This is a genomic window from Cupriavidus sp. 2TAF22, assembly GCF_052115045.1.
Taxonomy (GTDB): domain Bacteria; phylum Pseudomonadota; class Gammaproteobacteria; order Burkholderiales; family Burkholderiaceae; genus Cupriavidus.
Genome location: NZ_JBFRFX010000036.1, coordinates 43351 through 68190 on the forward strand (window position 1 = coordinate 43351; position 24840 = coordinate 68190).

Genomic DNA, 24840 nt, shown 5'->3' on the forward strand with positions numbered 1-24840 from the left:
CGCAGCTGGGCGAACGCCCCGGGCTCAGGCGAAGCCGGCCTGGTGCGCCTGCTCGTCGGCGTGATAGGAGCTGCGCACCATGGCGCCAACGGCAGCATGGGTGAAGCCCATCTTGTAGGCCTCTTCCTCATACATCTTGAAGACGTCCGGATGTACGTAGCGCATCACCGGCAGGTGGTGGCCCGACGGCGCCAGGTACTGGCCGATGGTCAGCATGTCGATGTCGTGGGCGCGCATGTCGCGCATGACTTCGAGGATTTCCTCGTCGGTCTCGCCCAGGCCCACCATCAGGCCGGACTTGGTGGCCACGTGGGGATTGCGGCGCTTGAACTCCTGCAGCAGCTTGAGCGAGTGCGCGTAGTCCGCGCCCGGGCGCGCCTGCTTGTACAGGCGCGGCACGGTTTCCATATTGTGGTTCATCACGTCAGGCGGGCCCGATTGCAGGATGTCCAACGCCTTGTCCAGGCGGCCGCGGAAGTCCGGCACCAGCACTTCGATGCGGGTCGCGGGGGACAGCTCGCGCGTGAGCGTGATGCAGTCCACGAAATGCTGGGCGCCGCCGTCGCGCAGGTCGTCGCGGTCGACGCTGGTGATCACCACGTAGTTCAGGCGCAGCTGGGCGATGGTGCGGGCCAGGTTGCCCGGCTCGTTGGCGTCGAGCGGGTCGGGGCGGCCGTGGCCCACGTCGCAGAACGGGCAGCGGCGCGTGCACTTGTCGCCCATGATCATGAAGGTGGCCGTGCCCTTGCCGAAGCATTCGCCGATATTGGGGCAGCTCGCCTCTTCGCACACCGTGACCAGGTTGTTCGCGCGCAGCACGTCCTTGATCTCGTAGAAGCGCGAGTTGCCGGTGGCCGCCTTGACGCGGATCCACTCGGGCTTCTTGAGCTTCTCGGCCGGCACGATCTTGATGGGGATGCGCGCGGTCTTGTCAGCGGACTTCTGCTTGCGGGTCGGATCGTACTGCTCCGCCTGGGGTTGCGGGGCTTCGCTGGAAGAGGCGATCAGGGCGTCGCTCATAGTTTTCTCCGCACGCGCGATGCGTGCATGTTCGGCTGGATAGCTAGTTAACCAGGGCCGCGGCGGGTTTCGGGCCGGCAGCCGCGGCGCGCTCTTGCGCCGCTGCCAGTACGTCGCCCAGCGCCGCCGCGAGGCGCCGTGCGATATCGGCTTGTTGGGCCGCGGTCACGGGCAGGCGAGGCGCGCCCGGCGCATCGGCCACCGCGTAGGTGGCGCCCGCCGTGGCCATGTCGACCGTTTCCAGTCCGGCATAGCCGCAGGGGTTGATGCGCAGGAAGGGCGCGAGGTCCATCTGCACGTTGAGGCTGACGCCGTGATAGCTGCAGCCGTTGCGGATCTTGAGTCCGAGCGCGGCGATCTTGGCGCCCTGGTGCTCACCTTCGGAAAGGTAGATGCCAGGTGCGCCGGGCTTGCGTTCGGCTGCGAGATTATACGCCGCGAGCGTGTCCAGCACGGCCTGCTCGATCGCATTAACCAGCTCGCGCACCATCAGGTGGCGCCGGCGCAGGTCCAGCAGCAGATAGGCCACGACCTGGCCCGGGCCGTGATAAGTGACCTGCCCGCCACGATCGATGCGCACCACCGGAATGGCCTCGTCGGGTGCGAGCAGGTGCGCGGGGTCGCCGGCCTGGCCGAGCGTGTAGACCGGGGGATGTTCCACCAGCCAGATCTGGTCGGGGGTTTCGGCGGTGCGGGCGGCGGTATAGGCACGCATCGCGTCGAAGCACGGCTCGTAGTCCTGGCGGCCCTGCTCGATGACTTGTATCGATTGCATCCCGCCAGTTTAACGAAAATAAGGAAAAGGGGCGGATCGCACAGGATGCCGCCCCTTTCTGCCTTCACGCTGTCATCACGTCCCGCCGCCGTCCGCGGGCTCGCCCGGCCGGCGCGAGTGCACCAGCCGCAGGTGGCTGCGCCCGGATGCGCCGGCCCCGGCCTCAGGAGGCCGTGATCTGGTCCTGGTTAGGCGTCCATTCCGTCCCTCGAACCAGGCGCCGCGCCATGCCCGCCACCAGGTGCCCCATGCTCACGACCGGCCGGCGTGCTTCGGCGATCAGCGCCAGGCGTACGCCTTGCGCGGCGCGCGGATCCACGCTGAGGACGATCTCGTCGCCACGTTCGAGCAGGATGCTGCCGCCGCAGCGCAGCCAGTGGTCCGCCGAGTCGCCTTCACGGGTGACCCAGAGATCGGTGCCGGAGGCTTCTTCCACGTGCAGCCGCTGGGCCACGTGGATGGAAAGCGAGGTGACTTCGCCCGGGCTCAGGGTGAACAGGGTCGTTGTGAGCAATGTTTTCATGTTGGGCATCCTTCACTGACATCGGCAATTGTGCGCACCCGCCTGCCCGGAATGGGCCGCCGCTTCGTACACTCCCCTTGATGGGCCTGGCGGTGTCTGAAACGGAACCGGTGCGGGCGCAGCGCCGATGCATTGCATTCTAGTGATTGCCGAAGCCCTTCCAAAACGATATATTTTCCCGGTTCTTGCTAAATAAACTCACATGCGATGGGACTGGTCATGGCGCTGAAAGGGGCATTGGAGAAAGATCTGCCGCGCGGCTGGCACCGCGAGCTACCGCGCCTGCCGGCGCTGACCGCGCTGCGCGCGTTCGAGGCCGCGGCCCGCCACGAGAGCTTTTCGCGCGCCGCCACCGAGCTGTTCGTGACGCATGGCGCGGTCAGCCACCAGATCCGCGCGCTCGAGGAAGAGCTGGGACAGCCGCTGTTCGTGCGCAACGGCAAGCGCGTCAGCCTCACGCCCGGCGGGCGCGCCTACGCCATGCGCGTGCGCGAGGCCCTGCTGGAAATCGCCGATGCCACGCGCACGCTGCAGGCCGGCAGCCGCGACAAGCGCCTTACCATCAGCACCATGGCCTCGTTTGCCGCGCGCTGGCTCACGCCGCGCATCGGCAGCTTCATCGAGCGGCATCCCGAACTGGACGTGGAGCTGTTGTCGTCCAACACCCTGGTGGACTTCGCACGCGAGGAAGTCGATATCGCACTGCGCATGGGCAGCGGCGACTATCCCGGCCTGTACGTGGAAAAACTGCTCGACGATGTGTTCTTCCCGGTCTGCTGCCCCGCCTTCAACGGCGGCAAGCTGCCGGCACACCCGCAGGACATGGAGGGCATGCCGCTGCTGCGCGGCGAAGGCGATCCATGGAAACCGTGGTTCGAGGCCGCCGGCCTGGACTGGCCCGAACCGCGCAAGGGCCTGCTGCTCGAAGACTCTTCGCTGCTGCTGCAGGCCGCCGCCGCGGGACACGGCATTGCGCTGATCCGCTCCTCGCTGGCCTACAACGACCTGCTGTCGGGGCGTGTGGTCAGGCTGTTCAATGTCAGCATCCCCTGCCCGTGGCTGCTCTACTTCGTCTGCTCGCCCGGCATGCTCGAATCCCCGAAGGTGAAGGCGTTCCGCGCCTGGATGCTGCCGGAAATGGAAGCGTTCCGCGCCATCCTGGCGCAGTGGGAAGGCAAGCCGTAGCCGCGCTCAGTCGTCCCCGGGCGCCGCGGCGGGCTTAGCCGGCCCGGCCGCGGGCGACGAGGCGTTCGCGTCGGGTTCCGGCGCAGGCGCGGCATGCGCCCTGCCCGCGCGCGGGTGCGCCTTGTCGTAGACCTTGGCCAGGTGCTGGAAATCCAGCGCGGTATAGATCTGCGTGGTGGCCACGCTGGCATGGCCCAGCATTTCCTGCACCGCGCGCAGGTCGCCGGAGGATTGCAGCACATGCGTGGCGAAGGAGTGCCGCAGCATATGCGGATGCACGTCCGCCGGCACGCCCGCGCGGATCGCCTGCTGCTTGATGCGCAACTGCACCGTGCGCGCCGGCAGGCGCCGGCCGCGCGGATTCAGGAACATGGCATGCGCATCCTGCGGCGCCGCGCCGGGGCGCAGCATCTGCGCGCGCACCGCCAGCCAGGCGCGCAGCGCTTCCATGGCCTTGCTGCCGACCGGCACGGTGCGCCGGCGCGAGCCCTTGCCGATCACCGTGACCTCGGCGCTGTCCATGTCGATCCAGCCTTCCGAGCGGTACGCGCCATCCTCGGTGTAGCGCTGGTCCAGCTGCACCAGCTCCGACAGGCGCAGGCCGCTCGAATAGAACAGCTCATACACGGCGCGGTCGCGCACGTCCTCCGCGCCCTCGCCCGTGCTGTGCGAAACCAGCGCCACAGCGTGCTCGACCGACAAGGCCTTGGGCAGCCGGTGGCCCGACCTGGGCGCGCGCACGCCCTCGACCGGATTGGCCTCGACGCCGAGGCCATGGCGCGCGGCCCACAGGTAGAAGCCGCGCCACGCCGACAGCGTGCGGGCAATGCTGGTGCCAGCCAGCCCGCCGCCATGCAGGCGCGCGGCAAAGCCGCGAATGTGATGGGTCTGCAGCGACAGCAGGGCACAGCCCGGCGCGAAGCGCGTGGCGTATTCCTGCAAGACGGCGAGATCGCGCCCGTAGCTGGACAGCGTGTGGGCGGCCAGCTTGCGGCCGCTGGCGAGCCATTCGAGATAGCGCAGCACCAGCGGATCCGGTGCCGGCTTGTCGGCGGCAGCGGTGGCGGGTGCGGGCGATGACCCGGGATTCCGGCCGCGCGTCATGACCGGGCCATTGCGATCGCGCCGTGGCGCATGGCAGCCTCAGTCGCGCAGGCGGTTCAGCGCGGCGCCCGCCACTTCGCCGATCTGCGACAGGTAGGCCGTGCCCATGCCCTCGTGGAAGCGGCGCGCCTCCGGCGAGCCCAGCACCAGCAGGCCGAACGCGGCGCCCAGCGTGCCCGGCTCCCGCGCAGGCACGCGCAGCGTCACCATGGCCAGCGACGCGATATCGTCGCGCTCCAGCCATGCCGCCGCCTCGAAACCGCTGTTCGCGCCGCAATAGGGTGCGCGCAGGCCTTCGGCGAACAGGCGCACGTCCTCGCTCACGCCGCGCGTGACTTCCATGTGCGCGTAGCCCTCGGCCACCTGCCAGAGCTTGAGCGTCACCGCCGGCACCTCGAACACCTGCTGCAGGCCATCCTGCACCGCGTAGGGCAGCGCGTGCGAATCCACCTCCGCCAGCAGGCGCAGCTGCCACGCATGCATGCGCTGCTGCGTGCGGTCATTGTCGTGGCCGTGACGGACCAGGTCGGCCAGCTTCAGCTCCAGGCCCTTGTTCTTCTCGCGCAGGATCTCCATCTGGCGCTCCTGCAGCGACACCGCGCGGTGGCTGTGCGGGCTGGTCAGCTGCACGGCGGCGAGCAGCTCGGCGTGGTCTTCGAAGAACTGGGGGTTGGTCTGCAGGAAAGTCGCGACGTCTTGGGCGTTCATTGGCTTCAACCGGGATGTTTGGGGGGCAGTTTAGCAAAGAGGTGATGCCTGTACGCCATTGGTTTTGCGCGCCGGGCTCCGAAGTGATGCATCCACCTTCAGCGACGAAGGCTGCTCCGTCTCCCGGGCGAGGAGCCGGAACAGCCTTCGGCGTGTGCATGGAGCGGAGGTGCGCAGCCGCGTCGTCTCCGCCTAGGTCTGGATCAGCCTTTTCTGCCGCGAAATGCTCATCAGGATCCCGATCCCCATCCCCAGCGTCACCAGCGCCGTGCCGCCATAGCTCATCAGCGGCAGCGGCACCCCCACCACCGGCAGGATGCCGCTCACCATCCCCATGTTGACGAAGGCGTAGGTGAAGAAGATCAGCGTGATCGAGCCCGCCAGCAGGCGCGAGAACAGGGTCGGCGCATTGGCCGCGATATACAGCCCGCGGAAGATCAGCAGCAGGTAGAGCACCAGCAGCACGGCATTGCCGATCAGGCCGAACTCTTCCGAGAAGACCGCGAAGATGAAGTCGGTGTGCTTTTCCGGGATGAACTCGAGGTGCGTCTGCGTGCCCTTGAGCCAGCCTTTGCCGAACACGCCGCCCGAGCCGATGGCGATGATCGACTGGATGGTGTGGAAGCCCTTGCCGAGCGGGTCGGTGGTGGGGTCCAGCAGCGTGCAGATGCGGTGCTGCTGGTAGTCGTGCAGGACCGGCCAGTTCACGCCGGGCGCGCACATATCGCTCTCGAAGGTGACCAGCGCGGTGACGGCCACCACCAGCGCCATCAGCAGCGGCAGGATGATCTTCCACGACAGCCCGGCGAAATAGATCACATAGAGGCCGGCGGCCAGCACCAGCAGGCCGGTGCCCAGGTCGGGCTGCTTGGCGATCAGGCCCACCGGTACGCCCAGCAGCAGCAGCGCGGTCACGAAATCGAACCACCTGACCGAGCCCTCCCGCTTCTGGAAGTACCACGCCAGCATCAGCGGCATGGCGATCTTCATGATCTCGGAGGGCTGGATGACCATGCCGACGTTGAGCCAGCGGCGCGCGCCCTTGCGGATCAGGCCGAACATCGCCACGCCGATCAGCAAGGCCACGCCCAGCGTGTAGAGCGGCACCGCGACCCGCATCAGGGTCTGGGTCGGCAGGTAGGCGATCACCCACATCACCGCGTAGGAGAGCAGGATGTTGCGCAGCTGGTCCTCGACCCGGCCGGGCATGTCGATGGCGGCCGAATAGAGCGCCACGATGCCGGTGGCGAACAGCAGGAAGACGATCAGCGCCAGCGGTTTGTCGAAACCGGTGAGTGCCGTCTTGATGAATGACAGGACGCGGCGTCGATCCATGGCGCGTCTCCTTCAGCGTGTAGCGTTGGCGCCGCCCGCGCCGGGAGCGGCGGCGGGCTTGGCGCGTGGTTTCGGAGCGGCGGCGGCGACCGGGGCCGCAGCGGCCTGGGCGGGCGCGGGCGCCGGGTGGCTGTGGCCGAGCGCCTGGGCCATGCGCTGGTCCAGCGTCTGCACCGCCGAGGCCGGCGCGATGGCGGCCGGGTCGATCACCGCCGCCGCGGTGGCCGACGCCGCGCCAGGGCGTGCCGCCGGCGCGCTGGCGCCGGCACCGCTGGCCGCGGCGCTGCTGGTGGCGGCGGCCTCGCTGGCGCCCATCACGGTGGCGCTGGCGATGCTGGCGGTCTGGCCGGTGGTGAACACACTGGGCGTGTCCACGGGCGGCTTGCCTCCGGCGCGCTCGGATGCCGGCGGCGCAATGTCCGCCAGCTCCTCGGGCCACTTGCCCAGCAGGTAGTAGTCCATCACCTTGCGTGCGATCGGCGCCGCCACCGCGCCGCCGAAGCCGGCGTTCTCCACGATCATCGCCAGCGCGATCTTCGGGTTGTCAGCCGGGGCGAAGGCGGTATAGAGCGCGTGGTCGCGCTTGCGTTCGTCGAGCGCGTGGTGGTTGTACTTCTCGTTCTTGCCCACGGTGAAGGTCTGTGCGGTACCGGTCTTGCCGGCCGACTCGTAGGCGGCGCCGGCAAAGGCGCGGGCAGCGGTGCCCGAGTGCGTCACGCCCACCATGGCGCGCTTGATCACGTCGATATCGGCCTGCTTGAGCGGCAGCCGGTAGCTTTCCTTGGGTACCGTGAGCTCGCGGTCGCGGCTCACGGAATCCTCCACCGCCTTGACCAGGTGGGGCTTCATCGCGGTGCCGTTGTTGACCAGGATGGACACGGCGTTGGCCAGCTGCAGGATGGTGAAGCTGTTGTAGCCCTGGCCGATGCCCAGCGAGATGGTCTCGCCGTCATACCATTTCTGTTGGTCGGCCTTGCGATAGGCGCGGCGCTTCCAGTCGGTGGACGGCAGGATGCCGCGGCTCTCGCCTTCGATATCGATGCCGGTGATCTGGCCGAAGCCCAGCGGCTTCATGAAATCGTGGATGGCATTGACGCCCATGTCGCGCGCCAGCATGTAGTAGTACGTATCGCACGACTGCACGATCGAGGCCTGCATGTCCACCCAGCCGTGGCCACCCGGCTTGTCGTCGCGGAACGTGTGATTGCCCAGCGTGAACGAGCCCGGATCGTGGAAACCCCAGGCCGCGGTGCGCTTGCCGGTGGTGAGTGCCGCCAGCGCCATGAACGGCTTGTAGGTCGAGCCCGGCGGGTAGGTGCCGCGCAGCGGGCGGTTCAGCAAGGGCTTGTCGGGCGAGCCGTTGAGCTCGTTCCAGGCGTTGCTGTCGATGCCTTCGACGAACAGGTTGGGATCGAAGGTCGGCTTGGACACGAAGGCCAGGATGTCGCCGGTGGCCGGCTCGATCGCCACCAGCGCGCCGCGCTTGTCGCCGAACAACGCCTCGGCAAGCTGCTGCAGGCGGATGTCGAGCGACAGGATCAGGTTGTTGCCGGGCGTGGCGGGCGAGGTGGACAGCGTGCGGATCGGGCGGCCGCCCGCGCTCACTTCCACTTCCTCGAAGCCGGTCAGGCCGTGCAGTTCGGTCTCGTAGCTCTGCTCGATGCCGATCTTGCCGATGTAGTTGGAGCCCTTGTAGTTGTCGGCGTCCTTGCGCGGATCGTACTTGGCGCCCTCGGCGTCGTTGGCCTCGTCCATGGCCTCGATGCGCTCCTGGTCGCGCTGCGAGATGCGGCCCAGGTAGCCGATCACGTGCGAGGCGGACTCGCCCATCGGGTACTGGCGGAACAGCCGCGCGCGCACGTCCACGCCGGGAAAGCGGAAGCGCTGGGCGGAGAAGCGCGCCACTTCCTCGTCGGTGAGCTGGCTGCGGATCGGCAGGCTCTCGAAGCTGCGCGATTCTTCCATCAGCCGCTTGAAGCGGCGGCGGTCGCGCGGCTGGATGTCGACCAGCTGGCTGAGCGACTCGATGGTGTTGTCGAGCGTGTCGGACAGCTTGGACGGCGTGATTTCCAGCGTGTAGGCCGAATAGTTGCGCGCCAGCACCACGCCGTTGCGGTCCATGATGATGCCGCGGTTGGGCTCGATCGGCGCCACCGAGATGCGGTTGTCCTCGGCCTTGGCCGAGTACTGGTCGTGCTTGTACCACTGCAGCCAGAGAAAGCGGCTGAACAGCAGGCCGAAGCAGATCACGGCGAACAGGCCCGCGGCCGCCACGCGGATGCGGAAGCGGCCGAGCTCCTGTTCGACATTGCGGATTTCGGTCATGGTACTGCGTCAGCCTTGCGGTGTGCCGCGCACCCGCAAGGGGCGCGGCGGTACTCGGTTGAGGGTCAAGCTATTGCCGGATCGCTATTGCCGGCGCGCCGGCGCGTCATATGGGCCGGGTCTCGTCCACGTCGGCGCTGCGCCGCTGCGGCGCCAGCAGCATGCTGGTGGCCAGCGGCCACAGCAGCGCCTCGATGCCCGGCGCCAGCAGCAGCTGCCAGCCCGGCAGCGGCGCGCCCATGGCCAGGCGGATCACCACCGGCACCGCGTGCGCCATGAACAGCAGCGGCAACACGTGCAGCGCCTGGGTGTAGACCGTGAACCACAGCACACGGCGGTGGATGGTGATGGCGAAGTAGGCCAGCAGGGTGTACGCCATGGCATGCTCGCCAAGCAGGCGCGCATCGTGCACATCCATCAGCAGGCCCAGCGCGAACGCCACGCCCATGCCCACCTTGCGCGGCTGGTGGATGTTCCAGAACACCAGCACCAGCGCCACCATGTCGGGAATCCACAACGTGGAGCCCCAGGGCATCAGGTTGAACAGGAAGGCCAGCACGAAGCTCAGCGCGATGAACGCCGGGTTGACCGGTCGCAGCAGGTATTGGGGATTGGTCACCGCTTGACCTCCTTGGCGGCGGGGGCGGGCTTGTCGGCGGCTTTTTCCGTGGATTTCTCGGCGGGCTTCTCGGCCGGCTTTTCCGCGGGCTTCGCCGCCGGCTTGTCGCCTCCCCRCTCGGCATCCCTGACCCCGGGCCGGCCGGCCCGGCCGCTCCTGGTTTCCTTGGCGTCGCGCGGGCCGTCGATCGCCTCGCGCGGCGGCAGCTGCGCTTCGTAGCGGATCACCAGCAGCTGGCGGTGCGAGCGCACGCCGGCCACCGGTTCGCAGTACACGCGGGAGAACGCGGTGTCGGCCTTGCGCTCGATCTGCACGATCTTGGCCACCGGCAAGCCGGGAGGGTAGGTGCCGTCCAGACCGGAAGTCACCAGCAGGTCGCCCTGCTGCAGGTCGGCCGAAGCCGCCATGAAGCGCAGGTCGAGCAGGCCGGCACGGGCGCCGCCGAAGGCGACGCTGCGCAGCCCGTTGCGCACCACCTGCACCGGAATGGCCTGTTCCTTGTCGGTCAGCAGCGTGACTTCGGACTGGAACGGCGAGACGCGCGTGATCTGGCCGATCACGCCGCGTTCGTCGATCACCGGATAGCCGGCGCGCAGGCCGTGCTGGCTGCCGCGGTCGATCACGATGCGCTGGCTATACGGATCGCGCGCGTCGTAGAGGATCTCGGCTGCCGTCACCGGCGTGGCCGACTGCTGCTGCAGGCCAAGCAGCTTGCGCAACTGGTTGTTCTCGGACTCGAGCTGGGACTGGCGCACCGAGCCTTCGGCCTCGGTCACGGCGCGGCGCTTGAGTTCGCGGTTCTCGCTGGCCAGCGTGGCCGACGATTGCGCGTAGTCGAACGCGGTGCGCAGCGCGTCGCGCGGCACCAGCACGGTACGCTCGACCGGCATCAGCACGGTGGCGGCGACCTGGCGCACCACGCGCAAGGCATCGAAGCGCGCATCGACGATGAGCAGCACCAGCGCGATCGTCACATAGAAGACGAGGCGCGCCACGGCGGAAGTGCCCTGCTTGAAGAGCGGCGGCGGAGTGTAATCCATTTACCCGTGCGCTGGCGGAAAGGTCTCCCGGCCCCACGGACGCAACGCCGCCGCCCCGCCGGGTTGGCGGGAGTCAGGCGGGGTCGTGCGATACCCTGGGCCGGGCCGGGTCGGGGAAGCGGCGCGACGCGGCGAGGCCCCGACCAGGTGATCCGGCAGGCCGTGTCGCGCCACGAGCGATATCCTCTCGCTGACTCGTTATTCGTAGGAGAAGATGCTGCCGAGCTTGTCCATGCGCTCGAGCGCCATGCCGGAGCCGCGCACCACGCAGGTCAGCGGGTCTTCGGCCACCAGCACCGGCAGGCCGGTTTCCTCGGCCAGCAGGCGGTCCAGGTCGCGCAGCAGCGCGCCGCCCCCGGTCAGCATCATGCCGCGCTCGGCGATGTCCGCGCCCAGTTCCGGCGGGGTCTGCTCCAGCGCGATCTTCACGGCCGAGACGATCTGGTTGAGCGGATCGGTCAGCGCTTCGAGGATTTCGTTGGACGACACCGTGAAGGCACGCGGGATGCCTTCGGACAGGTTGCGGCCCTTGACTTCCATCTCGCGGACTTCGGAGCCCGGGAAAGCCGAGCCGATTTCCTTCTTGATGGCCTCGGCGGTCTGCTCGCCGATCAGCATGCCGTAGTTGCGGCGGATGTAGTTGACGATGGCTTCGTCGAACTTGTCGCCGCCCACGCGCACCGAGCCCTTGTAGACCATGCCGCCCAGCGAGATGATGCCCACCTCGGTGGTGCCGCCACCGATATCGACCACCATCGAGCCCGACGGCTCCGACACCGGCAGGCCCGCGCCGATCGCGGCCGACATCGGCTCCTCGATCAGGTACACCTGGCTGGCGCCGGCGCCCAGCGCCGATTCGCGGATGGCGCGGCGCTCGACCTGGGTCGAGCCGCACGGCACGCAGATGATGATGCGCGGCGACGGGCGCAGCAGCTTGGAGTCGTGCACCATCTTGATGAACTGCTTGAGCATCTGCTCGGTCACGGTGAAGTCGGCGATCACGCCGTCCTTCATCGGGCGGATCGCCTCGATATTGCCCGGCACCTTGCCCAGCATCTGCTTGGCTTCCTTGCCCACCGCCTGGATCGTCTTCTTGGCGTTGGGTCCGCCTTCCTGGCGGATCGCCACCACCGAGGGCTCGTCCAGGACGATGCCCTTGTCGCGCATATAGATCAGGGTGTTGGCCGTGCCGAGGTCGATCGCGAGATCGTTGGAGAAATAGCTGCGGAGAAATCCGAACATCAGGAATCCTGTTTTCTGGTGGTTCGCGAGGTATGCGAAGCGGCCGGCGCCGCTATCGGGCCAGCCACGAAATTCGTTGCGACGGGTGGTATTCAAGGCCCCCCACCGTTCGGCGAGCCCGGCGCCGCGCCGGCGCCGCGTCATCCGGAGATGCGCGGCAGCCGGGACGGGGCCGCCAGCCGAGGCCCGCCCGCCGGGGGCGGGAACAGCCTCTACGGGAACCTTTGATTAGACCACGCCTAAAAGTTCGGTGGAACCGCGCGGCAATTACAAAAAATTGCCGGCCGGGGCGGCCTAATCAGAGGGCCCTTGCCTGCCTTCCTGGTTGCCCTCGGCCCGGCGTCCGCCGCCGGCTTGCCGCGACAAGGGCGGCCTGGAGGGCGGTACGGGGGCGACGGTGCACTGCGTGTGCGCCGCGGGTTCCACCGGAAAGCTCCAGCGGGCGCGGATTTGCACCAATGTGACGAAGGCGCTGCCAGGGAATGGCAACGCGCAATGATACCTTATAATTCCCCCTGTTTCGGGGGCTTCTTCCTCGAAAAAACGTGTAACTTTGACGATTCCGGGGCGCTCCCGGCAGCACTCGCCCCGCCCGCCCCGGCGGCGCGCGCCTTGCCTCTCGCTACCGCGCCCGCTTCCGGATTCGCCTCCCGCCATCACGCCGATACAACACCGATTTCGCATCGACCACGCACCGACCCAAGCCATGGCTCTCGACCTATCCGACGTCAAGCGCATCGCCCACCTTGCCCGCATCGAGATCAACGATGACGAGGCAGGGCATACCCTTGTGCAGCTCAATCAATTCTTCTCCCTGGTCGAACAGATGCAGGCGGTCGACACCACCGGCGTGGAACCGCTGGCCCACCCGCTGTCCACCGTGCGCGAGATGTCGCAGCGCCTGCGCGACGACGCCGTGACCGAAACCGACCGCCGCGACGACTACCAGCGCCCCGCGCCGGCCACCGAAGGCGGCCTGTACCTGGTGCCCAAGGTCATCGAGTAAAGGTCAGCGCCTCACGGCCCCCGAACCCGGCGGCTCCCGCCGCGCCGGCTTGCCGCGCGCCGGCCGCCCCTCCTGCCAAGCCATACCGACCGACATGTCCTTTTCCGCAACTTCAGTGACCTCCCTGCGCCAGCTCGCCGACGCGCTGGCGGCGCGCACCGTTTCCGCCGAGGAACTGGCGCGCGACTACCTTGGCCGCATCGAGCAGGCCACCGCGCTCAACGCCTTCGTCGACGTCAACCCCGAGCTGACCCTGGCGCAGGCGCGCGCCGCCGACGAACGCCGCGCGCGCGGCGAAGCCGGCCTGCTGACCGGCGTGCCGATCGCCCACAAAGACGTGTTCGTCACGCGTGGCTGGCGCGCCACAGCCGGCTCGCGCATGCTGGCCGGCTATGAAAGCCCGTTCGACGCCACCGTGGTCGAGCGCCTGGGCGCCGCCGGCATGGTCACGCTGGGCAAGACCAATATGGACGAGTTCGCGATGGGCTCGTCCAACGAGAACTCGCACTTCGGCGCGGTCAAGAACCCGTGGGACCCTGCGCGCGTGCCGGGCGGCTCCTCGGGCGGCTCGGCGGCCGCCGTGGCCGCGGGCCTGGCGCCGGCCGCCACCGGCACCGACACCGGCGGCTCGATCCGCCAGCCGGCCTCGTTCTCCGGCATCACCGGCATCAAGCCCACCTACGGCCGCGTGTCGCGCTACGGCATGATCGCCTTCGCCTCCTCGCTGGACCAGGGCGGCCCGATGGCGCACACCGCCGAAGACTGCGCGCTGCTGCTGGGCGCCATGGCCGGCTTCGACGAGCGCGACTCGACCAGCCTCGCGCCCGCGCAGGGCGGCGTGGACGAAGACTTCACCCGCCTGCTCGGCCAGCCGCGCGCCGGCGCCAGTGCCGCCAAGCCCTTGTCGGGCCTGCGCATCGGCCTGCCCACGGAATACTTCGGCAAGGGCCTGTCGGCCGACGTCGAGCAGGCCGTGCGCGCCGCGCTGGCCGAGTACGAGAAGCTCGGCGCCACGCTGGTCGAGGTCTCGCTGCCCAAGACCGAGCTGTCGATCCCGGTGTACTACATCATCGCGCCGGCCGAGGCCTCGTCCAACCTGTCGCGCTTCGACGGCGTGCGCTACGGCCACCGCGCCGCCGAGTACCGCGACCTGATGGACATGTACAAGAAGAGCCGCGCCGAAGGCTTCGGCCCCGAGGTCAAGCGCCGCATCATGGTGGGCGCCTACGTGCTGTCGCACGGCTATTACGACGCGTACTACCTGCAGGCGCAGAAGATCCGCCGCATCATCTCCGAGGACTTCCAGCGCGCCTTCGCCCAGTGCGACGTGATCATGGGCCCGGTGGCGCCCACGGTGGCGTGGAAGCTTGGCGAGAAGAGCGCCGACCCGGTGCAGATGTACCTGGCCGACATCTTCACGCTGTCGACCAGCCTGGCCGGCCTGCCCGGCATGAGCGTGCCCTGCGGCCTGGGAGAAGGCGGCATGCCGGTCGGCCTGCAGCTGATCGGCAACTACTTCGGCGAAGCCGAGCTGCTGCAGACCGCGCACGCGTTCCAGCAAGCCACGGACTGGCATCTGCGCCGGCCCGCGCAGGCATGACGGCGCGGCGCTGGCTGGTTCGCATCGCGGGCGGCATCGCGCTGGCCGCGGGGCTGGCCGCCTGCATTCCGCTGCCGCGCTTCGGCCAGCCCACGCCGATCGCCAGCCGCGACATCGACCTGGCCGGCGACTGCCGCCGTACCGAGGAGGACGGCTTCCGCGAGGACGCGCAGCTGCGCGTGGCCGACAACACGGTGCAGCAGCTGTCGTGGAAACTGTGGGTGGGCAAGCGCGGCTCGTGCAGCTTCAACCTGGCCGAGTTCCGCCAGACCCAGAAGAAGCCGCATATCGAGCTGCGCGCCAACGACGGCAGCGCCTGCAAGCTGATGGTCTGGCAGGACCCGCGCCGTGTCACGCTGGCGCACGCCAACTGCCAGCAGCGCTGCTCGCCGGGCATCTATGAAGAGGCCTGGCCGGTGATGTTCGAACCTGGCACCGGCGGCTGCGCCCAGATCCGATGAAACTCACCCGGGCCTTGCCCCTGCTCCTCTTCCCCCTTCGCGCCCTGCGCGCCGCGGCCTTGTGCCTCGGCGCCGGCGCCGCGCTGCTGGCAAGCCCCGCCATGCACGCGCAGGCCTCGGTGCCGGCCGCCGCCGTGGAGTCCGCCATGCCGGCGGCGCAGGCGGTGCGTTTCCCGGGAACGGACGAAGGCAAGCCGCTCGACGCCTACTGGTTCGTGCCGCAACACGGCGCCACCGCGCCCGCGCAGGCCATGCCGGTAGTGGTTGCGCTGCACGGCTGCGCCGGGCTTTACCAGCGCGGCGGCACCGACGCCGCGGCGCTGCAGGCGCGCTACCGCGACTACGTGCGGTGGCTCACCGCGCGCGGCTACGCAGTGCTGCTGCCCGACAGCTTCGCCCCACGCGGCAAGCCGCAGGGCATCTGCACCGAGCCCATGGCCACGCGCGACATCGACGACACCGTGCGGCGCGGCGACGTGCTGGCCGCGCTGCAGTGGCTGGCGCGGCAGCCCGGCGTGGACACCGGCCGCATCGTGCTGCTGGGCTGGTCCAACGGCGCGCAGGCCGTGCTCAGCGCCATCGACGCCAGCCGCGACTGGCCCGCCGGCGCACCGTCCATCGAACGTGCCGTGGCCTTCTACCCGGGCTGCAAGAGCGCCGTGCAGCGCCATGGCTTCCGCCTGCGCGCGCCCTTGCTGCTGATGACCGGCGGCGCCGACGACTGGACCCCCGCCACGCGCTGCGCCATGCTGCGCGAAGCCGTGGCGGCGCGCCAGCCCGAGGCGCGCTTCCGCCTGGAGATCTACCCTGGCGCCTACCACGGTTTCGACGCCTTCGAAGGCGCGGGCGAGCTGCGGGTGCGGCGCGACGTGCCCAACGGCACGCATCCGGGCCGGGGCGTGACGGTGGGCGCCGACCCGGTCGCGCGCGACGCGGCGCTGGCGCAGCTGGATTCATGGCTGGCCAGCCCGAATCCCTGAGCGTAGCGGCACGGGGCACGCGGCACGCGGCGTGCAGGAACACGAAAGCAGCAAAGCACGAACGACGAACAACGAACGACGCAGTACAAGTAGCAACACATACCGCACACGAACAGGAATACCGCCATGCAATGGGAAGTGGTGATCGGCCTCGAGACGCACACGCAACTGTCGACGGCCTCCAAGATTTTCTCCGGCACCTCCACCGCCTTCGGCGCGGCGCCGAACACGCAAGCCTCGCCGGTCGACCTGGCGCTGCCCGGCGTGCTGCCGGTGCTCAACCGCGGCGCGGTCGAGCGCGCCATCGAGTTCGGCCTGGCGATCGGCGCCACCATCGCGCCGCGCAGCGTCTTCGCGCGCAAGAATTACTTCTACCCTGACCTGCCCAAGGGCTACCAGATCAGCCAGTACGAGCTCCCGGTAGTGCAAGGCGGCAGCATCAGCATCCAGGTCGAGGGCAAGAAGGGCGAGACCTACGAGAAGACCGTGCAGCTCACGCGCGCCCACCTCGAGGAAGACGCCGGCAAATCGCTGCACGAAGACTTCGCCGGCATGACCGGCATCGACCTGAACCGCGCCGGCACCCCGCTGCTGGAAATCGTCACCGAGCCCGACATGCGCAGCGCGGCCGAGGCCGTGGCCTACGCCAAGGCCCTGCACGCGCTGGTGGTATGGCTGGGCATCTGCGACGGCAACATGCAGGAAGGCAGCTTCCGCTGCGACGCCAACGTATCGGTGCGCCCGTACGGCAACCCCAAGCTGGGCACGCGCCGCGAGATCAAGAACCTCAACTCGTTCCGCTTCCTGCAGCAGGCCATCGAGTACGAAGTGCAGTGGCAGATCGCCGAGATCGAGGACGGCCGCGAGATCCAGCAGGCCACCGTGCTGTTCGACCCGGATACCGGCGAGACGCGCGCCATGCGCACCAAGGAAGACGCGCACGACTATCGTTACTTCCCCGACCCCGACCTGCTGCCGCTCGAGATCGACGCCGCCTGGATCGAACGCGTGAAGGCCGCGCTGCCGGAACTGCCCGCGGCCATGCAGGCGCGCCTGGTATCGCAGTACGGCCTGTCCGCCTACGATGCCAGCGTGCTGACCGCTTCCAAGCCGCTTGCCGGCTACTTCGAAGCCGTGGTTGCCGAAGCCGGCGCGGCCAACGCCAAGCCCGCGGCCAACTGGCTGATGGGCGACGTGTCCTCCCTGCTCAATCGCGAAGGCATCGCGCTCGACGCCGCCCCGGTCAAGCCCGCCCAGCTGGCGAAGCTGCTGGTGCGCATCGCCGACGGCACGGTGTCCAACAACACCGCCAAGAAGGACGTGTTCCCGGCCATGTGGGCGGGCGAGCAAGGCGGCGACGCCGACGCCATCATCGCTGCCAAGGGCCTCAAGCAGATGTCCGACTCGGGCGAACTGGAGAAGATCATCGACGACGTGCTGGCCGCCAACGCCAAGTCGGTGGAGGAATTCCGCGCCGGCAAGGAGAAGGCGTTCAATGCCCTGGTCGGGCAGGCCATGAAGGCCACCAAGGGGAAGGGGAACCCGGCGCAGGTGAATGAGTTGTTGAGGAAGAAGTTGGGGGCATGAGGATTGGCCTTCTTGCCCGGGTTGCTGTGGGCCTGGCGGCCCGGGCCTTTTGGGTCCTTCAGGTGCATGCAAGTGCGCCTGTCTCTGTGGGCCTGGCGGCCCGGGCTTTGGTTGGTTTATTTTGGCGTATTTGGTGGAGTCTGCTTGTCTCTGTGGGCCTGGCGGCTTGGGCTTTGGTTGGTTTATTTTGGCGTATTTGGTGGAGTCTGCTTGTCTCTGTGGGCCTGGCGGCCCGGGCTTGATAGCCCGTTCGCACACATGTAAGTGTCACTTTTCTTTTCTCGAAAAGAAAAGTAACCAAAAGAAAGCGATTCTTGCAGAAGGCTGGGCGCTCAGACTTCAAGTCTGATTGTGGTTTCGTGGTGGGTCTCGTGGCTTCGGCTCGACTGCTGACGCTACCGGCTTGCTCGCCTGCGGCGTCGCGGGCGGTGTCCGATTCGTGGCGGCGCTGCATGATGGCGGCGGCCCAGGTGGTTCAGGCTGCTGCCGCGACCGGGGTGGATGGGCGCGTCATGGGAACGGCACTGGTTTCGTGGTGGGCGCGGTGGACCGGGGCGCGGGTGTAGTTGGTTCCCTTTTCAAGCCGGGGCCACCACGCCCACCACGAAACCATGAGAGTGCTACGTCGTGGTGGCCAGCGCCGGTGACGGCAGATGGCCGAACAAGCAGTGTGCTCGCCATCATAGGCCTGACCCCGAAACCACCACCTCCAGCAGGATTGTGGCCGCCAGCACCGGTAACGGCAGGATGCCAGTAGAACCACAAACCCCACGACGAAACCAGCAATACCAGAAATCCCAACGTTTCTGCCCCTGCCGGCCAGGCAGTCCGCTTTCTTTGCCTACTTTCTTTTCGGAAAAAAGAAAGTAGGTCGCTCCGGGGGAGCGAAAGCCTTTGACTTTGATGTTGATTTTGAGCTTTTAAAGAATTTGACCTTGAAGTTAAAGCCTTTGACTTTGATGTTGATTTTAAGCTTTTAAATAATTTGACTTTGATGTCGAAACACACCCCCCGCAGCCCCCCTCACCCCCGCATCAAAAAACTATGACTCACCCCACTCCCCACCTCATGCACCCTCCGCAAGAAATCCCCCAACCACCCATGAATCCCGACAGAAAAAATATCCTCGATCCGGGCAAACTTAAGCTCCGCATGCAGCTTGCCCGCACGCCTCTCAGTCTCCGCTGAAGCCACATTGCGCACCTGCGCCAGCAAGGACACCACCTCCCGCAGGCTGGCCGCCAGCGAGCGCGGCATGTCGGGATGCACGATCAGCAGTTCGGCCACGCGTTCCGGCGTGACCGCCGAGCGATAGACCTTGCGGTACATCTCGAACCCCGAGACCGAGCGCAGCACCGCGGCCCACTGGTAGAAATCGTCCTGCTGGCTACCCGGGTCGGTGGCCTGGAACTTGACGTCGAGCAGCCGCGCGGTGTTGTCGGCGCGCTCGAGGAAGGTACCCAGGCGCATGAAGCAATAGGCTTCGTCCTTGAGCATGGTGCCGGCTTCGACGCCGCGCGTGAGGTGGGAGCGGAACTTGACCCATTCGAAGAACTGCGCGGGATCGTGCCGCAGGATGCCGTCGGCGACCATCTGCTGGACATCGAGCCAGGTGGTGTTGATGGTTTCCCACAACGGCGTGGTCAGGGCGCCGCGCACGGCGCGGGCATTCTCGCGCGCGGCGCGCAGGCAGGACATGATCGAGGCCGGGTGGCTGAGGTCGCGCACCATGAAGTCGAGCACTTCCTCGTGCACCACCGCGCCGTGATGCTCGGCAAAGACCGGGGTGAGCTCGGTCGCGTCGAGCATGGCCAGCCAGCCCTGCCGGGCCTCGTCGCGCGACTGCGGCAGCAGCGCGGTCTGGTGGTTGACGTCGAGCATGCGCGCGGTGTTCTCGGCACGCTCGGTGTAGCGGGCCATCCAGAACAGGTGGTCGGCGGTGCGGCTCAGCATATTGACTCCCCTTTTTTCGGCAACCCCTGCACAACACAAGCAATTGGCTTGCCAGCCGCGTCGGGGCGCTGCCTATTCCACCTGCAGCACGCTGACCTCCACGTCCACGCCATGCGCGCCGCCGCCCACGATGACGCCGCGCAGCAACGAGACATCGCTATAGTCGCGCCCGAACGCCAGCGTCACATGGCCGGTGTCGGCCAGCACGTCGTTGGTGGGATCGAGGTCGACCCAGCCGGTCAGCGGGCAATACACCGACAGCCAGGCGTGCGAGGCATCCGCGCCGATCAGCCGCGGCTGGCCCGGCGGCGGCTCCGTGCGCAGGTAGCCGCTGACATAGCGCGCGGCCAGGCCGAGCGAGCGCAGGCAGCCGATCATGACCTGCGCGAAATCCTGGCAAACCCCGCTGCGCAGCGCGAAGGCCTGCAGCGCCGGGGTGGCCACCTCGGTGACCTCGGGCTCGTACTCGAAGTCGGCGTGGATGCGGTGCATCAGGTCGATGGCGCCGGCCACCACCGGCACGCCGGGCGCGAAGCTGGCCAGCGCATAAGCCTTCAGGTCCGGATGCAGGGCCACGTTGGGCGAGGCGAAACAGAACTCGCTCTCGGGCCGGAAAGCCTGCCCGGCGCGAAAGCGCAGCGCGGCGACGGCGTCTTCCCACGGCATGCTGGCGGCCGGATCGAGCGCGTCCCAGCGCGGCAGCACGCGCACCGTGCTCTCGCAGCAGAGCTGCATGAAGTCGTGCGGCACGTCGATGGTGAAGTACAGCACATGGTTGCCAAAGGCGTCCGTGCCGGCATGCTGGTGCGAAGGCTCGGGCTCGACCTGCGTGCTGTGCGACAGCACCGTCTGCCACGGGCACGTCACCGGGTACACCACGGCGCGTTGCTGGGCATTCTCCACCGGCGCGGAATACTCGTAGGTGGTCTTGTGGTGCACCGTGAGCGCGGCGGGGGCGGGCACCGCGGCCGCGCGCGCCGGATCGTTGGCCGGCACGCTCATGGCCGCACCCGCACGCCGGCCATGCCGGCGTGGCTGAAGTAGCGCGCGCTGATCTCGTCGGAGAGCTGCCCCACCAGGCTGCTCAACTGGTCGCACGCCTGCACCAGATTGGTGTATTGCCCGCTTTCGTCGCGCCGGCATAGTGCATCCCAGCCGGGCAGTGCCTCCACCGCGGGCAGCCATTGCGGCAGTGGCGTGCGTCCGGTGCCCGCCGGGCTGGCCGGCGGCGTGAGCTGGCCAAGCTTGACGCGCAGCCGCGCCAGCACGCCGTAGAGCCCGCGCGGGTTGGTGGGTTCGATCACGACCTGCTCGACCAGCGCCGGCACGTCGGTGCGCCCGGGGTAGAGCGCGCGGAAGGTGAGCGTGCTGTCGAACAGGTGCAGCAGCAGGTCGAAGCCACTGCGGTGCAGCAGCGCGCCGTGCCGGGTGAACACTTCCAGGAAGGTCGACAGCGTCGACACGCGTTCGATATGCCGGCCGATGAACAGCAGGCGCCACGCCTCGTCGCGCATCATGCGGTCGCCCTGGGCGCCGCTGATGGCGGCCAGCTGCATGCCGAGATGGTCGAGCGCGGCCAGCACGCGCGGGCGGTCGTAGTAGCCGCAGTCGCCGCTGCCGGACGCGCCGGTGCAGGCGGCCGCCATGGCGTCGCCGAAATCGTTGCGGGCGGCCAGGATCATGCGCCAGTGGTCGTTGGACAGGCGGTTGCGGATCTCGGTGGCGGCGAGCACATGGCTGGCCAGGTTCTGGCCCACGCTGGTCCAGCCGGCGCTTTCGGCCAGCGCCGCCACCAGGCTGCGCTCGAACACGCGCAGCGACGCGCGCGGCTGCGGCGCGCCGGTCGGCAGCAGGCCGCAGGCGACCACCAGCTCGCCGATGACGTCGAGCACGCTGTCGTCGCGCTCGTCGCTGCTTTCGATCGAGCCCAGCACGAGCCGGCACAGGCGCACGTTGTTCTCGGCGCGCTCGGCGTAGCGGCCTGCCCAGAACAGGTTCTCGGCGGCGCGGCTCGACACCGCCAGCGGCTTGGCCGCGCGGCCGGGATGCGCGGCGCCGAGCATGGGCGTGGCCGGCACCGGCGCGGGCTGCGCCGGCTGGCTCGACAGCACCCAGGTGTCCACGCTGGAACCGCCAAGCTGCATCGACACCCCCGGCTGGCCCTCGCCCGCCAGCCGCGTGAAGCCGCCCGGCATCACCTGCCAGCCGCCGCGCCCGTCGGCGATCGCGAAGACCCGCAGCATGGCCGCGCGCGAGCCGATGTGCGGCCCCTCCCAGCGCGGCGCGTGCGACAGTGGCAGGTCGGCCTGGATGGTAAAGAGATCGGGCACCTGTTCGATGCGCTCGCGCCAGTCTGCCAGCCGCTGCAGGCCCAGCTCCATGCCCAGGCGCGGGCCTTCCCACGGCTGCGCCAGCCCGCGCGGGTAGGTCGGCATCAGGAACGCTTCGCTGAACTGCGCCAGCGCCTGCGCGCGCGCCGAGGCCTCGCCGCACCACCAGCTCGGCACGCTGGGCAGCAGCAGCGGCTCGCCCAGCAGCTCGCGCGCGATGCCCGGCAGGAAGCCGTGGATGGCCGGCGTTTCCATGAAGCCGGAACCCGGTGCGTTGGAGACCAGCACGTTGCCCGCGCGCATCGCCTGCAGCAGCCCGGGCACGCCAAGCGTGGAATCCTGGCGCAACTCCACGGGATCGCAATAGGCATCGTCGAGCCGGCGCAGGATCACGTCCACGCGCTCCAGCCCGGCCAGCGTCTTCAGGTAGACCACCTCGTTGCGCACCGTCAGGTCCTTGCCCTCGACCAGCGTGATGCCGAGGTAACGCGCCAGGAAAGTGTGCTCGAAGTAGGTCTCGTTGTACGGGCCGGGGGTCAGCAGCACCACGTGCTTGCCGGCCGCGGCCGCCGCGCCCGCGGCGCCGGCCGCGGTCAGCTGCGTGACCGCGCCGGCCGTGCGGATGGCGGGCAGCTGCGCCAGCGTGGCCACCAGCTGCGCGAAGGCGGCGGGCAGGCGGCGCACGCGCAGTTCGCGGAAGGCATCGGTGAACAGGCTGGAGATGATGAGCCGGTTCTCCAGCGCGTAGCCCATGCCGGACGGGGTTTCCGTGCGGTGCGCCATCACCGTCCAGCCGCCCTCCGCGGTGTGCGCCAGGTCCACCGCGACGATATGCAGGAAATTGCCGTCCGGCGGCTGGTAGCCCTTGAGGGGGCGCAGGTAGCCGGGATGGCCGAAGACCAGCCCGGCCGGCAGCAAGCCCTTGGCCAGCAGGGTCTGCGGCCCGTAGATGTCGGCCACCATGGCGTTGGCCAGGCTGGCGCGCTGGATCACGCCGCGCTCGATCACCTGCCAGTCTTCCTCGGCTACCAGGAAGGGCAGCAGGTCCAGCGCCCAGGCGCGCGCGGCGCCGTTGTCGGCGTAGACGTTGTAGGTCACGCCGTTGTCGCGGATCTGGCGCGCCATGGCGGCGGCCTGCTGGCCGAGCGCGCCGATGCCGTCCTCGCCCAGCACCTGGAAGAAGCCTGCCCACGGCTCGCGCAGGCCGCCCGAGCACGCGCCGAGCTCGTCCAGGTGTCCCGCGGGCACCGCGCGCGCGCGGCGCATCGCCGCCTCGGCGGCGGGAGCGGATTCGTCGAAGGGCAGGGAGGGCTGCAAGGGCACGGGGCGAAGCTCGGCGGCGGGGCGGATCAGCGTTGCCGCAGGTCCAGCGTGAACGGAAACTCGAGGCTGCGCGCAGGCTCCTCGATGCGCATCACGCCCGGGGTGTGGCCGAGCGTGAAGAAGCGCGCCAGGCGCCGGCTTTCGGCCTCGTAGGCATTGACCGGGAAGGTCTCGTAGTTGCGCCCGCCCGGATGCGAAACATGATACCGGCATCCGCCGATGCTGCGCGCCATCCAGCTGTCGACTACGTCGAATGTCAACGGAGCGTGCACGCCGATGGTGGGGTGCAGCGCAGACTGGGGCGCCCAGGCGCGGTAGCGCACCCCGGCCACGAATTCGCCGGCCCGCCCGGTGGGCTGCAACGGCACCGCGCGGCCGTTCACCGTCACCACGTGGCGGCTCTCGTTCATGCCCAGCACGCGCACCTCGATGCGCTCCAGCGACGAATCCACGTAGCGCACCGTGCCGCCGGCGCTGCCCTCCTCGCCCATCACGTGCCAGGGCTCGAGCGCGCTGCGCAAGGTCAGCGCCAGGCCGCCGGCGGCCAGCTCGCCCACGCGCGGGAAGCGGAACTCGAAATGCGGGGCGAACCAGGCATTGTCGAAGGCGAAGCCGGCCTCGCGCATCTCGCTGAGCACATCGTCGAAATCCATCTGCACGAAGGTGCCGAGCAGGAAGCGGTCGTGCAGCTCGGTGCCCCAGCGCGTCAGGCGCGTGCGATACGGCTGGCGCCAGAAGCGCGCCACCAGCGCGCGCAGCAACAGTTGCTGCACCAGGCTCATGCGCGCATGCGGCGGCATCTCGAAGGCGCGCAGCTCCAGCAGGCCGAGGCGCCCGGTGGGGCCGTCGGGCGAGTAGAGCTTGTCGATGCAGAACTCGCTGCGGTGCGTGTTGCCGGTGACGTCGATCAGGATGTTGCGCAGCGTGCGGTCCACCAGCCACGGCGGCATGTAGCCGCCGCCCTGCGCGCCGCCCAGCCGGTCGAGCTGGTGCTGCAGCTCGGCAAAGGCGACCTCCAGTTCGTAGAGCTGGTCGTTGCGCGCCTCGTCCACGCGCGGCGCCTGGCTGGTGGGGCCGATGAACATGCCCGAGAACAGGTAGGACAGCGACGGATGGTTGTGCCAGTACGCGATCAGGCTGGCCAGCACGTCCGGGCGGCGCAGGAAGGGACTGTCGGCCGGCGTGGCGCCGCCCAGCACGAAGTGGTTGCCGCCGCCGGTGCCGGCATGGCGGCCGTCCACCATGAACTTCTCGCTGCTCAGATAGGTCTCGTGTGCCGCCTGGTAGAGGTATTCGGTGTGGTCGACCAGTTCGTCCCAGTCGGCGGCGGGATGGATGTTGACCTCGATCACGCCGGGATCGGGCGTGACCTGCAGCAGCTTCAGGCGCACGTCGCGCGGCGGCGGATAGCCTTCGAGCACGATCTTCACGCCCAGCGCCGCGGCGGTGGCCTCCACCGCCGCAAGCAGTTCGAGGTAATCCTCCAGCACGGTCAGCGGCGGCATGAAGACGTAGATCATGCCGCGCTTGTCGCCGGCAGCCGAGAGCTCGGCCTTGGGGCCGGCCGCGCGGCTGGGATGGCGCACTTCCACGCACAGCGCGGTGCGCGTGATCCAGCCCGCGGACTCGCCGTGTGCCGGCACGCGGGCGAGATCCGCCGCCGCGCTGGCGGCAGCGCTGCCGCCCGGCGCCACCGCGCCGGCACCATGCGGGCTGAAGGCGGC

General features: G+C 68.7%; 20 protein-coding genes. 6 read left to right on the top strand and 14 right to left on the bottom strand.

Going from position 1 to position 24840, the window contains the following annotated elements; genetic code table 11:
* Positions 1–24 precede the first annotated feature (24 nt).
* The 3 genes from lipA to AB4Z48_RS31500 form a co-directional block, all read right to left on the bottom strand.
* Positions 25–1020, bottom strand: coding sequence for a lipoyl synthase (lipA, locus tag AB4Z48_RS31490; protein WP_441621279.1), 996 nt, complete (start codon positions 1018–1020; stop codon positions 25–27).
* A gap of 43 nt (positions 1021–1063) precedes the next feature.
* Entirely contained in the window at positions 1064–1795 is a 732-nt protein-coding gene (lipB, locus tag AB4Z48_RS31495; protein ID WP_441621281.1) for a lipoyl(octanoyl) transferase LipB, read from the bottom strand.
* 163 nt (positions 1796–1958) lie between these two features.
* The gene (locus AB4Z48_RS31500) at positions 1959–2318 is read right to left on the bottom strand and encodes a DUF2917 domain-containing protein (RefSeq protein ID WP_441621283.1); all 360 of its coding nucleotides are present in this window, start codon (positions 2316–2318) and stop codon (positions 1959–1961) included.
* A 219-nt stretch (positions 2319–2537) separates the two neighbouring features.
* Between AB4Z48_RS31500 and AB4Z48_RS31505 the strand changes: the two genes are divergently transcribed.
* A complete protein-coding gene (locus tag AB4Z48_RS31505) occupies positions 2538–3503 on the top strand; it encodes a transcriptional regulator GcvA (protein WP_441621285.1) in 966 nt (321 codons plus the stop codon).
* Between the two features lie 6 nt (positions 3504–3509).
* Here the strand turns inward: AB4Z48_RS31505 and AB4Z48_RS31510 are convergent, their stop codons facing one another.
* From AB4Z48_RS31510 to AB4Z48_RS31540, 7 genes are all read right to left on the bottom strand, one after another.
* Entirely contained in the window at positions 3510–4607 is a 1098-nt protein-coding gene (locus AB4Z48_RS31510; protein WP_441621287.1) for a tyrosine recombinase XerC, read from the bottom strand.
* Positions 4608–4646: 39 nt separating this feature from the next.
* A complete protein-coding gene (locus tag AB4Z48_RS31515) occupies positions 4647–5315 on the bottom strand; it encodes a DUF484 family protein (protein WP_441621289.1) in 669 nt (222 codons plus the stop codon).
* A 192-nt stretch (positions 5316–5507) separates the two neighbouring features.
* On the bottom strand, positions 5508–6650 hold the full coding sequence (rodA, locus tag AB4Z48_RS31520; protein WP_441621291.1) for a rod shape-determining protein RodA: 1143 nt from the start codon (positions 6648–6650) through the stop codon (positions 5508–5510).
* Between the two features lie 12 nt (positions 6651–6662).
* Positions 6663–8975: a penicillin-binding protein 2 gene (mrdA, locus tag AB4Z48_RS31525; protein WP_441621293.1), complete on the bottom strand. Its 2313-nt coding sequence runs from the start codon at positions 8973–8975 to the stop codon at positions 6663–6665.
* Between the two features lie 106 nt (positions 8976–9081).
* The gene (gene mreD / locus AB4Z48_RS31530; RefSeq protein ID WP_441621295.1) at positions 9082–9594 is read right to left on the bottom strand and encodes a rod shape-determining protein MreD; all 513 of its coding nucleotides are present in this window, start codon (positions 9592–9594) and stop codon (positions 9082–9084) included.
* On the bottom strand, positions 9591–10634 hold the full coding sequence (mreC, locus tag AB4Z48_RS31535) for a rod shape-determining protein MreC (RefSeq protein WP_441621297.1): 1044 nt from the start codon (positions 10632–10634) through the stop codon (positions 9591–9593). The genes mreD and mreC overlap by 4 nt, the downstream gene beginning before the upstream one ends.
* Before the next feature lie 198 nt (positions 10635–10832).
* Positions 10833–11876 carry a rod shape-determining protein gene (locus AB4Z48_RS31540; RefSeq protein ID WP_011296266.1) on the bottom strand — a complete coding sequence of 348 codons (1044 nt, stop codon included), beginning with the start codon at positions 11874–11876 and terminating at the stop codon, positions 10833–10835.
* 706 nt (positions 11877–12582) lie between these two features.
* Here AB4Z48_RS31540 and gatC point away from each other — a divergent pair.
* The 5 genes from gatC (at position 12583) to gatB (ending at position 17510) form a co-directional block, all read left to right on the top strand.
* Positions 12583–12882: an Asp-tRNA(Asn)/Glu-tRNA(Gln) amidotransferase subunit GatC gene (gatC, locus tag AB4Z48_RS31545; protein WP_441621299.1), complete on the top strand. Its 300-nt coding sequence runs from the start codon at positions 12583–12585 to the stop codon at positions 12880–12882.
* A gap of 94 nt (positions 12883–12976) precedes the next feature.
* The gene (gatA, locus tag AB4Z48_RS31550) at positions 12977–14482 is read left to right on the top strand and encodes an Asp-tRNA(Asn)/Glu-tRNA(Gln) amidotransferase subunit GatA (RefSeq protein ID WP_441621301.1); all 1506 of its coding nucleotides are present in this window, start codon (positions 12977–12979) and stop codon (positions 14480–14482) included.
* Complete coding sequence (locus AB4Z48_RS31555) at positions 14479–14943, top strand: hypothetical protein (protein ID WP_441621303.1); 465 nt, start codon at positions 14479–14481, stop codon at positions 14941–14943. Before gatA ends, AB4Z48_RS31555 begins: the two co-directional genes overlap by 4 nt.
* The gene (locus AB4Z48_RS31560; protein ID WP_441621305.1) at positions 14940–15923 is read left to right on the top strand and encodes a dienelactone hydrolase family protein; all 984 of its coding nucleotides are present in this window, start codon (positions 14940–14942) and stop codon (positions 15921–15923) included. Before AB4Z48_RS31555 ends, AB4Z48_RS31560 begins: the two co-directional genes overlap by 4 nt.
* 126 nt (positions 15924–16049) lie before the next feature.
* The gene (gene gatB / locus AB4Z48_RS31565; protein ID WP_441621307.1) at positions 16050–17510 is read left to right on the top strand and encodes an Asp-tRNA(Asn)/Glu-tRNA(Gln) amidotransferase subunit GatB; all 1461 of its coding nucleotides are present in this window, start codon (positions 16050–16052) and stop codon (positions 17508–17510) included.
* A 1023-nt stretch (positions 17511–18533) separates the two neighbouring features.
* On the opposite strand, the gene AB4Z48_RS31570 is transcribed toward gatB, so the two are convergent.
* From AB4Z48_RS31570 to AB4Z48_RS31585, 4 genes are all read right to left on the bottom strand, one after another.
* Positions 18534–19463, bottom strand: coding sequence for an alpha-E domain-containing protein (locus AB4Z48_RS31570; protein ID WP_441621309.1), 930 nt, complete (start codon positions 19461–19463; stop codon positions 18534–18536).
* 72 nt (positions 19464–19535) lie between these two features.
* Positions 19536–20465, bottom strand: a complete 930-nt coding sequence (locus AB4Z48_RS31575; RefSeq protein ID WP_441621311.1) for a transglutaminase family protein — start codon at positions 20463–20465, stop codon at positions 19536–19538.
* Positions 20462–23116 (bottom strand): circularly permuted type 2 ATP-grasp protein, encoded by a 2655-nt coding sequence (locus AB4Z48_RS31580; protein WP_441621313.1) that lies wholly within the window; start codon positions 23114–23116, stop codon positions 20462–20464. Before AB4Z48_RS31580 ends, AB4Z48_RS31575 begins: the two co-directional genes overlap by 4 nt.
* Before the next feature lie 26 nt (positions 23117–23142).
* Positions 23143–24840, bottom strand: a 1698-nt coding sequence (locus AB4Z48_RS31585) for a transglutaminase family protein (protein ID WP_441621315.1), incomplete at its 5' end; no start/stop codon positions are given.